General features: G+C 41.6%; 1 protein-coding gene and 2 pseudogenes. 1 reads left to right on the top strand and 2 read right to left on the bottom strand.

The window, feature by feature from the left end:
* Positions 1-388 precede the first annotated feature (388 nt).
* Positions 389-1,487, bottom strand: a pseudogene (locus BXY_RS00665) (PspC domain-containing protein).
* A 21-nt stretch (positions 1,488-1,508) separates the two neighbouring features.
* On the bottom strand, positions 1,509-1,835 hold the full coding sequence (locus BXY_RS00660; protein ID WP_004312715.1) for a PadR family transcriptional regulator: 327 nt from the start codon (positions 1,833-1,835) through the stop codon (positions 1,509-1,511).
* 165 nt (positions 1,836-2,000) lie between these two features.
* Here BXY_RS00660 and BXY_RS00655 point away from each other — a divergent pair.
* Positions 2,001-2,306, top strand: a pseudogene (locus BXY_RS00655) (N-acetyltransferase family protein); the annotation flags it as partial.

Raw genomic sequence — 2,306 nt, 5'->3', positions numbered from 1 at the left:
TCTCCTACCATCGCATCCATGAGCGAAGATAACAAACTTTCGGGTCCCATTTCACCGTCTTCTTCTCTTTGCGTTGGGGATTGGGCGAAAGACGCCATTTCAACACGCTGCCCATCCCCGGACGGAAGCGATGCTGCCTGTTAAAAAAAACGCCCGCGCACCATCGGATTTCCTCTCCAATAAGGATTGACTGTCGCTAAACGTTCGTTTCTCCTAAAACATATATGTTCACCCATTTTATTTCCTGAATACGTATTTACAAACTTACTAAAAAATCTCGATTTACGATGAATAAGGGAAAACAAAAAATGTACCCCGGACACACTATCGGGGTACATTTACTTATAAAAGAATAAATATTATCCTTTTTTAATAGAATGAGGCTTAGTTAACAGCAGTGCAGCCCATACAGAGGCAGTTGCCAGCCAAGAGCAGAAAGATTAATGACCATAATGACCGCACCCAATATCCATAAAATCAATAGCGACCATTTCAAACCTGTTCCCATTGGTGACCAATGGAATAGCTGGCGCAAGATGGTATACAAAAAAGCTCCTAATGGAATACCAATGAGGGCAACTCCGGCAATCGTACCTAATAATGTCATCATAGGAGAGACGGAAGCAACCGGCATCCAGTCGATGGCAGGCAACAACTCATAAAGTAAAGCTCCTCCACTGACTGCCACGGCAATTGCCGCAAATACCAACGCTACCAATACGACAGCCAATACGAACAAGACAGGGCAACAAAGAATGACAAGAGCTACCAGAAATATCTTAAAGAGAACAGCAGCAATGGAAACAAATACATCGCCTATCTTTTGAAGAAAGGTACGAGGTTTACCGGAGTTCACATAATTATTAACCCCCATCTGCTACCCGTTCGAAGCCGTCTGTCACTGTTTTGCCAATATTCTCAATGGTTACCGCTTCTCCACGCATACTTAACTTTTCTGCGGCGGTACGGGCTTCCGGAATAACGAGCCATCCGATAATATAAAGGATAATCATCGGACAATAAGGTACAAACACCAGAATAATCATCAGGATACGCACCAATGTGATGTCCCAACCGAAGTAAGCTGCCAGTCCTGCAGCCACACCACCCAACAATTTATTATCCGGATCACGGAACCAGCGACGTTGGGCAGAGGTTTGCGTATTACTTTGATTAGCGGACGATGCTTGCTCCGTTCTTTTCTGTGAATCTGTATCCTCGTCAGCAATACCAAAATCTTCCGGTTTGCCTACGCGGGCGATAATTTCTTCTACATCCGAAACTGTGATGACCTGTTTTCCTTCAGTTACTTTCTCGGCAAACAGTTCGGCAATACGCATCTCAATATCGTCTACAATTTCTTCCGCACCCTCCTGTTTACGAAAATAATGTTTCAAATTAGACAGATAATTGTCTAACAGTCGGTAGGCATCGTCATCTATATGATAAACTATTCCTCCTAAATTTATGGTCAATGTCTTTTTCATTTTTATTTCTTCTTTTTCGGATTATCTATTGGCTATATGATTCACTGTATCGTTAAGTTCTTTCCAGGAAATTTCCAGTTCTCCCAAAAAGGTTTCTCCTTGTTCAGTGAGTTTATAGTACTTGCGGGGAGGTCCCTGGGTAGATTCCACCCACTCATAACTTAACAGGTCATCATTTTTCAGACGGGTCAGCAACGGATACAAGGTGCCTTCCACTACAATCAGCTGGGCTTCTTTCAATTTCTGAATAATATCAGAAGCATAGGCAGGCTCTTTGTGCAGCAAAAGCATGATGCAATATTCAAGCATGCCTTTCCTCATCTGTGATTTTACATTGTCTACTTTCATTATTCACTTCTTTTAGATGGCACAAATATATGCATTACTTAAGTACCTTGCATTACAAAGTACTATAAATTAATAATAATTAAAACATTAGAGAGTGCTTACCTTATTATAAAAAGAAATAATGGCTATATTTGTGCCCGTTAAACCATAAAATAGAAAGTACGTATGTTTACAATTCGAAAAGCAACGGTAGCCGATTACGAGCTTATTCATATGATGGCAAAGGAGGTATTCCCCGCCACTTACAAGGATATTTTATCTCCTGAACAACTGGATTATATGATGGACTGGATGTATGCTCCTTCCAATGTGCGCAAGCAAATGGAGGAAGAAGGGCATGTGTATTCCATCGCCTATAAAGAGAATGAGCCATGCGGATACGTCTCTGTGCAGCAACAGGAAAAAGATGTATTCCATCTTCAGAAAATTTATGTTCTCCCCCCGCTTTCAGGGTACGCATTGCGGCAGTTT

It is taken from the genome of Bacteroides xylanisolvens XB1A (assembly GCF_000210075.1).
Taxonomy (GTDB): Bacteria; Bacteroidota; Bacteroidia; order Bacteroidales; family Bacteroidaceae; genus Bacteroides; species Bacteroides xylanisolvens.
This window is presented reverse-complemented; position numbering and strand designations above follow the sequence as displayed.